Raw genomic sequence first — 7,929 nt, 5'->3', positions numbered from 1 at the left:
GAGTTTTTGGCAGCGATCCGCCCCTTCATCTGGCGGCGCCATCTGGATTTCGCGGCGGTCTCCGACATCCATGGCATGAAGCGGCAAATCGACGCGCGGCAGGCAACGCACGGCCTGCTCGGGCACGACGTCAAACTGGGGCGTGGCGGCATTCGCGAAATCGAATTCATCGTGCAAACTCTGAGCCTCGTGTGGGGCGGACAGGATCCGGCCTTCCGCATCCCGGCGACGCTGCCGGCCCTCGCCGCGCTGGCCAAGAGCGGCCATATGCCGGCATCCGACGCCGCCGAACTGGCCGCCGACTACCGCGAATTGCGGCGCGTGGAACACCGGCTGCAGATGATCGCCGACCGGCAGACGCATGCCCTGCCGGGCACCGAGGCGGCCCTGGACTCATTTGCCGTGTTTCTCGATGCGCCCGATTTCCGCAGCGAATTCTCGCAGCTTCTGGCACGGGTACACGGGCATTTTTTGGCGTTTTTCGATGCCGGCCATGACGAGGCCCGTGCCGGCTGGGTCGATCCCGGTGCGGCTGGGCCGCCGCACGCCGCCTTCACCGAACACCTCACCGCGCTCGGCTTCGCGGATACGCGGCATATCGCCGAACGGTTGCGCGCCTGGTCGGGTGGGCGGGTGCCGGCGCTGCGCGCACAGCGCGCGCGTGACCTGCTGGAGCCCCTGCTGCCGGCGCTGTTCAACGCGCTCAGCGAACAGCCCGACCCGGACAAGACGTTCGCGCATTTCGACACGCTGCTGAGCCAGCAGCGCGCCGGCGTCCAGCTGCTCTCGCTGTTCCAGCACAACCCGGCGCTGCTGCGCCGTCTCGCTGCCGTGCTGGGCGCCGCCCCGGCGCTGGCCGACCATCTGGCCAACGACGCGCAGGCGCTTGAAGTTCTGCTCTCGCCCAGCGACCGTTACGCCGCGCCGAAGCCGGTCTTGCGCCGGCTGCTGCAGGATGCGGCGGATTTCGAGCAGGCCGTGGCGGTGACAAGGCATTTCGTGCGGCGGGAGGAATTCCACCTTTCGGTCGCGACGCTGGAAGGCCGGCTGAACGCCGATGACGCCGGGCGCCTGCGCAGCAACCTCGCGGCGGCGGCGCTCAGCACGCTGCTGCCGCGGGTGATCGCCCAGCACCAACTGCGCCATGGCAGGCTGAAACGCACAGCCTTCGGCATCGTCGCCCTCGGCAAGGCCGGCAGCGGCGAGATGCTCGCGGGCTCGGATCTCGACCTGATGTTCATCTATGACCATGCCGAGTTTTCTGGTCCGCCGCCGACGCAGTATTTCATGCGCCTGTCCAATGCGCTCACCGCCGCGCTGACGGCCCAGGGGGTGGAAGGGCCGCTCTATCAGGTGGACATGCGGCTGCGCCCCTCCGGCAACCAGGGGCCGGTAGCGGTTTCGCTCAGCTCGTTCGAGCATTATCACGCCCACGAATCCTGGACCTGGGAGCGCTTGGCGCTGACCCGCGCCAGCGTGCTGGCGGCAACCCCAGGGTTTTCCGCCGTGCTGCGCGCGGCGATCGATGCGGCTCTGGCCCGCCCGGACTCGCCGCGAAAAATTCTCCGCGACACGGTGGCAATGCGCGACCGGCTGATGGCGGAATTGCCGCCGCGCGGGCCGTTCGACCTGAAAACCCGGACCGGCGGGATGATGGAGCTGGCCTTCATCGCCGAGGCGCTGCAACTGGTCCACGGCCCGGCGGATCCTAAACTGTTCCGCGCCAACACCACCGAAGCGCTGCAAGCACTGGGGGCGGCCGGTCATCTGCCTGCGGCAGACGTGCAGGAGCTGGTGGCAGCGGATTACCTGTGGCGCAGCGTGCAGGGCATCAACCGCATCACCGGGTTGCGCGACCAGGCCATGCGGCCGCCGCCCGCCATGGCGGCACCGCTGCTGCGCGCCACGAACCTTGACGACCTGCCCGCTCTCACCGCCGCCATGGACCACGCCGGTGCGGCGGTGCGCGACTGTTTCGAACGCCACATCAACCACGGAGCTTTGTAATGACCCTCGCCATCGGCGATATCGCGCCTGATTTTGTCCTCCCCGCCTCGGCCGGCCGCACCGTCAGCCGCGATGCGCTGAAGGGCCAACCCTTCGTCCTGTATTTCTACCCGCGCGCCGACACGCCGGGCTGCACCCAGGAGGCCTGCGCCTTTGAAGAAGCGCTGCCCCAGCTCGGCGCAACCGGCGTGACGGTGATCGGCGTGTCCAAGGACAAAATGAAACCGATCGAAAAATTCGCGGGAAAATATAACCTCACCTTCCCGCTCGCCTCCGACCCGGAAACGAAGGTCATCGGCGCCTACGGCGCCTGGGTCGAGAAATCCATGTACGGCAAAAAATACATGGGCATCGAGCGCTCGACCGTGCTGGTCGACGCCACCGGCAAGGTCGCCAAAATCTGGCCAAAAGTGAAAATCGCCGGCCATGCGGCGGAGGTGCTGCAGGCCGTCAACGAGCTAAAATAAGCTAAGAAAGGCTACTTTTTGTGAACAAAAAGTAGCAAAAAAACTTTGCTAACCTGGGCCATGGGCGTTGTCGGCGATAACGCCCATGGCCCAGCGTATCAAAAGTTTTTGCGCCGCTTTTTTCAAAAAGCGGCTGCTTCCCTTACCACGAAGCTTGCGCACTCAATGTCGAAGCTGCCGTCTGCGGCGACAGCGAAATGCTCGCGCACGATATCCGGGGCGTTGCGTTGCAGGCGCAATATGGAATCCGCGTTGTCCGGTGACGTGCGCGTGCGCGCAATCCATGTACCAAACTCGAGGTGGAGCTTGCGGATTGTGGCGCTTTGCAGTGAAAAACCGCTTCTGGAGAGAGCAGAAATCCATTCCGCAACTGAATAGTTGCGGATATGCGAGATGTCGCGCAGCAGTTCGATGGCTTGGAGATGCGTATCCAATACGCGGATGGCAGGGGCAACGGTGTCGACAAAAATAGCCGTCCCGCCCGGCTTTAACACGCGCCGCGCTTCACGCAGGCCTGCTTCCATGTTCTGCCAGTGATGCGTGGTGAAGCGGCAGAGCACGAAATCGAAGGTTCCGGCGTCGAATGGCAGCGTTTCAGCAGAGGTCTGTTTGACAGAAATGTTGCTCAGGCCACGTTCGGCGGCGGTCTTTTGGACCACTTCCAGCATCGCAGGCGTCACGTCGCACGCCACCACGCGCGCCACATGCGGCGCTGCGCGGTAGGAGACATGACCGCCGCCGCACCCCAGATCCAACGCTATGGCATTGGGGTGACCGCTGACCAGCGCCTCGATTTGATCGAGATCGGCCCCGTTGCTGTGGACCGAACTACTGACGTAATCCGCGGCGCGAGGACCATATTGCGTGGACGCGAAGTCTTGGCTCGATTGGCTCACTCTAACCCTCCTCGATTGCTGAGCCTTTCTACGACGAAAAATAAACTGGTATAACGAACAAAAATATCCTGGTATAAAAACCCCCATGGACGCATACGCCGAACAATGCCGGCTCCTGGGCGATTTTTTGCGCGCCAGGCGCGAGGCGATGCCGCCTGCGTCGCCCGGCCGTCGTCGAACGCCTGGCTTGCGGCGGGAGGAGGTGGCGGACGCGTCGGGGATCAGCACCACCTGGTACACCTGGTTGGAACAAGGGCGGGAAATCTCACTCTCTGTCACGGCGCTCTCCCGTCTGGCCGCGGTTTTACAGCTCAGTGCGGCGGAACGGGGTTATCTGTTCGAGCTTGCGCGCAAGCGCGACCCGGCTCCTGCACCACCGGAGCCGGTGACCGCATCAGCGCCCGAAGAATTGCTTGCCTTGCTGCACGAAATAAACGCGCCGGCCTATTTGCTGGACGGAATTTATACCGCGAAAGGCTGGAACAAAGCAGCGCAAGACCTGTTCCAGCCATGGCATGAGAGCGGCGAGCCTAATTTACTGCGCTTTGTGTTTTTGCACCAAGACGCAAAAAACTTCATCGCAGACTGGGAGGCGCGGGCGCGACGGTTGGCTGCCGAATTTCGGGCCGAAACGGCCTCTGCCCCTGAGATGCCGGAGCGGCGTGCGCTGATTGCAGATTTGCGGCAGGAGAGTCAGGATTTCGCACGGTTTTGGACCAGTCATGTGGTGCAAGCGCGTGAGGGCGGGGCACGGGTTTTTATCCACCCGATCCGCGGCATGCTGCGCTACACCCAGTCCACCCTAACCCCAGCTTCGTACACCGAGTACAAGCTGGTGGCGTTACTCCCGGCCACGGGCATTGTCAGCGACAACACCCGTGGCCCAGCATAGCAAAAGTTTTTGCGCCGCTTTTTCCAAAAAGCGGCCACTTACTTGCTCTAACGCTGCGTTTTCGCGCAATAAAAACTGCTGCGCCCACCTTGCGTGAGGCAGCGTATGCCGGCGCAGGGTGCGCCGGGGCAGCGTTCGCAGGCCTCTCCGGTGCGGCCATAGACCTTCCAGGCATGCTGGAAATAACCGAGTTCACCATTCGGCTGTACGTAGTCGCGTAGCGAAGAACCACCGGCGGCGATCGCCTCGGTCAGCGTCTGCCGGATCGCCGGGACCAGGCGCTCGACACGCGCACCGCCGAGCGTGCCGGCCAGGCGGCGCGGGCTGATGCGGGCGCGGAACAGCGCCTCGCTCGCATAGATGTTGCCGATGCCGGCAACGATTTTCTGGTCCAGCAACGCCGCCTTGATCGACACGGTCTTGCCGTGCAGCGCCGCAAGCAGCACGGGCGCTGAAAATTCGTTGCCGAGCGGCTCCGGCCCCATGGCGGCGATCAGTTTGTGCGTGTCCTCATCCGCGGTGGCGATCACATCCAGCGCGCCGAAACGCCGCGGATCGACGAAGCCGACACGGCCGCCATCCGCCGTCTCGATGGTCAGATGCTCGTGCAGCATCGGTGCGCCGGCCAGCACCATGCGGCCGGACATGCCAAGATGGATCAGCACCGACATACCGCTGTCGAGGCGGAGGAAAAAATATTTGCCGCGGCGGCGGAAGCCGCGCACGGTGGCGCCGGTCAGCAGCGCGGGCAGTTCTCCCGGCACCGGAAACCGCAGATCCGGTCGGTGCAATGTGGCGCGCGTGATCACCTTTCCGGTCAGATACCCGTCCAGGCCGCGCATGACTGTTTCAACCTCGGGGAGTTCCGGCATGGCGAAACAAGGCTATAGTGGGTCCATGGCAAGCGACAACTCCCCCCAGACAGTAGATTTCGGCTACCGGACCGTCGAGCGGTCACAAAAACGCGCAATGGTGCGGGAAGTGTTCGATTCCGTCGCCGGCAAATACGACGTGATGAACGACCTGATGTCGCTCGGCGTGCATCGTTTGTGGAAGCACGACTTCATCCAGGCGCTCGACCCGCGTCCGACTCGCAGCCTGCTCGACCTCGCCGGCGGCACTGGCGACATCACCTTCGGCTGGCTGAAAAAAGGCGGCGGCCCGGCGATCCTGTCCGACATCAACGCCGCGATGCTCAGCGTCGGCCGCGACCGCGCGACCGGGCGTGGACTGCTGGCGGACATCACCTTCATGGTCACGGACGCCGAGGCCATTCCGCTCCCCGACGGTTCGGTGGACCGCGTGTCGATGGCGTTCGGCCTGCGCAACTGCACGAATAAAGACAAGGTGCTGGCCGAGGCGCGGCGGGTGCTGAAACCGGGCGGGAAATTCTTCTGCCTGGAATTCTCGAAGCTGCAGATTTCCGCGTTCGAGAAGCTCTACGACACCTGGTCGTTCAAGGCGCTGCCGCGCATGGGCTCGATGGTGGCGGGCGATGCCGAGAGCTACCAATACCTGGCCGAGAGCATCCGCATGTTCCCCGACCAGGAGACGCTGAAGGGCATGATGGAGACCGCGGGGCTGGAGCGTGTGACCTATCGCAACCTCTCGGGCGGAATCGCGGCGATCCATCAGGGCTGGCGCCTGTGACGCGCCGCATCCTGCTGATCGTCTCCGGCGGGATTGCGGCTTACAAATCGCTGGAGCTCGTGCGGCTGCTGACCAAGGGCGGCTACGGCGTTACCGCGGTGCTGACGCGCGCCGGCGCGCACTTCGTCACCCCGCTCTCCCTGCAGGCGCTGACCGGCGCCAAGGTGTATGAAGACCTCTTCTCGCTCACCGATGAAAGCGAGATGGGCCATATCGAACTGTCTCGGGCTGCGGATCTGGTCGTGGTGGCCCCGGCGAGCGCGGACATTCTGGCGAAAATGGCGGCGGGGCTGGCGGATGATCTCGCCACCACCCTGCTGCTCGCCACCGACAAGCGCGTGCTGGTGGCGCCGGCGATGAATGTGCGGATGTGGCTGCACCAGGCGACGCAGGCCAATATGGAACTTTTGGCCGCGCGCGGTGTGCTCGTGGTGCCGCCTGAGGAAGGGCCGATGGCCTGCGGCGAGTTCGGCCCCGGGCGCCTCGCCGAACCACCAGTTATTTACGCCGCGATCGAGGCCGCGCTCGGGAATGCGGGACCGCTCACGGGCAAACACGCCATCGTCACCTCCGGGCCGACGCATGAGCCGATCGACCCGGTGCGCTACATCGCCAACCGCAGCTCCGGCAAACAAGGCCATGCCATCGCCGCATCCCTCGCCGCCCTGGGCGCTCGGGTGACCTTGGTGAGCGGCCCGGTGACGTTGCCGGACCCACCCGGCGTGACGACCATCCATATCGAGACGGCCGCAGAGATGCTGGCGGCGGTGGAGGCGGCGCTGCCGGCGGACATCGCGGTCTGCGCCGCGGCGGTGGGCGACTGGAAGGTGGAGGCGGCGCCGCAGAAACTGAAAAAAGACGCGCACGCCCCGACCCTGCATCTCAGCGAAAATCCCGACATTCTGGCCCGGCTTTCCGCACCCGGTCCGCACCGGCCGCGTCTGGTCGTCGGCTTCGCCGCCGAGACCGAGAACCTCGAAGCCTATGCCCAGGCGAAACGGACGCGCAAAAAATGCGACTGGATCGTCGCCAACGATGTCGGCGGCACCGGCATCATGGGCGGCGAGCGCAACGAGGTTTTGCTCCTCACCGAAACCGGCGCCGAGGCTTGGCCAGTGATGGACAAGCACGCCGTCGCCGAAAAACTCGCCCAAAGAATAGGACAGGTTTTTTCATGACCGACTACGAGATCAAGATCCGCCGCCTGCCGCATGGCCAGGGGCTCGATCTGCCCGCCTACGCCACCACCGGCGCCGCGGGCATGGACCTGCTGGCGGCGGTGGACACGCCGGTCACCATACTGCCCGGCGGCCGGTCGCTGATCCCGACCGGCTTCGCCATGGCCCTGCCCGAGGGGTTCGAGCTGCAAGTCCGCCCGCGCTCGGGCCTGGCGCTGAAGCACGGCATCGTGCTGCCGAACGCCCCTGGAACGATCGATGAGGACTATCGCGGCGAGGTCCAGGTGATCATGATGAACACCGGCGCGGAAGCCTTCACCGTGACACGCGGCATGCGCATCGCCCAGGCCGTGCTGGCGCCGGTGGTGCGCGCCGTGTGGGAAGAGGTCGAGGATTTAGACGCGACCGCCCGTGGCGCGGGCGGGTTTGGCAGTACGGGCCACTAGCCTATTGCGGGGCGAGAAAACTGGCCGTGGTCTCGCTGAGCGGGCCGGGCCAGGCGCCGAAGCCGATGGCACCGGAATAAAAATAAAGCGGTGAGGCCGGGAAGGCCATATTCATGCTGAAGGGCAGCGGCGAACCCTCCGTGCTGTTGGCGATCATGTTCAGCGCGAAGCCGATGGCCGGTGAGTTGTTGTAGAGGAAAATCACCCCGATGAAGGGCGAGATGACCGGCGCCGCCGGGTTGGGGAAAGAGAGCGTGCCGGTGACCGGCAGGACATCGCATTGAGCCGAAACCGCCTCCGCATGTTTACCCCTGGGCGCAGGCAGCGGCGGGATCAGCACGGTCAGGTCATATTCAAACCCGACCTGTTCCTCAGGCCCGGCCATGATGGCGG

The 7,929-nt window shown here is 64.8% G+C and carries 9 protein-coding genes; 6 read left to right on the top strand and 3 right to left on the bottom strand.

Annotated features, from left to right (window positions below; translation table 11 throughout):
* Together VGG47_RS11330 and VGG47_RS11325 are read left to right on the top strand one after the other, a co-directional pair.
* Positions 1-2,007 (top strand): glutamate-ammonia-ligase adenylyltransferase (locus VGG47_RS11330; RefSeq protein WP_331538560.1); only part of this gene is annotated, 2,007 nt, incomplete at its 5' end.
* Positions 2,007-2,474 (top strand): peroxiredoxin, encoded by a 468-nt coding sequence (locus VGG47_RS11325; protein ID WP_331538558.1) that lies wholly within the window; start codon positions 2,007-2,009, stop codon positions 2,472-2,474. The genes VGG47_RS11330 and VGG47_RS11325, both read left to right, overlap by 1 nt.
* Positions 2,475-2,596: 122 nt before the next feature.
* Here VGG47_RS11325 and VGG47_RS11320 read toward each other — a convergent pair whose 3' ends face one another.
* Entirely contained in the window at positions 2,597-3,370 is a 774-nt protein-coding gene (locus tag VGG47_RS11320; RefSeq protein ID WP_331538556.1) for a class I SAM-dependent methyltransferase, read from the bottom strand.
* A gap of 85 nt (positions 3,371-3,455) precedes the next feature.
* Between VGG47_RS11320 and VGG47_RS11315 the strand changes: the two genes are divergently transcribed.
* Complete coding sequence (locus VGG47_RS11315) at positions 3,456-4,262, top strand: helix-turn-helix transcriptional regulator (protein ID WP_331538554.1); 807 nt, start codon at positions 3,456-3,458, stop codon at positions 4,260-4,262.
* 47 nt (positions 4,263-4,309) lie between these two features.
* Here VGG47_RS11315 and mutM read toward each other — a convergent pair whose 3' ends face one another.
* Positions 4,310-5,134 (bottom strand): bifunctional DNA-formamidopyrimidine glycosylase/DNA-(apurinic or apyrimidinic site) lyase, encoded by an 825-nt coding sequence (gene mutM / locus VGG47_RS11310; RefSeq protein WP_331538552.1) that lies wholly within the window; start codon positions 5,132-5,134, stop codon positions 4,310-4,312.
* A gap of 25 nt (positions 5,135-5,159) precedes the next feature.
* Between mutM and VGG47_RS11305 the strand changes: the two genes are divergently transcribed.
* From VGG47_RS11305 to dut, 3 genes are read left to right on the top strand one after another with little or no spacing between them, the layout of a single operon-like run.
* Positions 5,160-5,912: a class I SAM-dependent methyltransferase gene (locus tag VGG47_RS11305; protein ID WP_331538550.1), complete on the top strand. Its 753-nt coding sequence runs from the start codon at positions 5,160-5,162 to the stop codon at positions 5,910-5,912.
* The gene (coaBC, locus tag VGG47_RS11300; RefSeq protein WP_331538548.1) at positions 5,909-7,090 is read left to right on the top strand and encodes a bifunctional phosphopantothenoylcysteine decarboxylase/phosphopantothenate--cysteine ligase CoaBC; all 1,182 of its coding nucleotides are present in this window, start codon (positions 5,909-5,911) and stop codon (positions 7,088-7,090) included. Before VGG47_RS11305 ends, coaBC begins: the two co-directional genes overlap by 4 nt.
* Complete coding sequence (dut, locus tag VGG47_RS11295; RefSeq protein ID WP_331538545.1) at positions 7,087-7,536, top strand: dUTP diphosphatase; 450 nt, start codon at positions 7,087-7,089, stop codon at positions 7,534-7,536. The genes coaBC and dut overlap by 4 nt, the downstream gene beginning before the upstream one ends.
* 1 nt (position 7,537) lies before the next feature.
* Here dut and VGG47_RS11290 read toward each other — a convergent pair.
* Positions 7,538-7,929, bottom strand: a 392-nt coding sequence (locus VGG47_RS11290; RefSeq protein ID WP_331538543.1) for a hypothetical protein, incomplete at its 5' end; no start/stop codon positions are given.

Source organism: Acidocella sp., assembly GCF_036489515.1.
Classification (GTDB): domain Bacteria; phylum Pseudomonadota; class Alphaproteobacteria; order Acetobacterales; family Acetobacteraceae; genus Acidocella.
The sequence above is the reverse complement of the archived record's forward strand: the minus strand, read 5'-3'. Positions and strand labels throughout refer to the sequence as shown.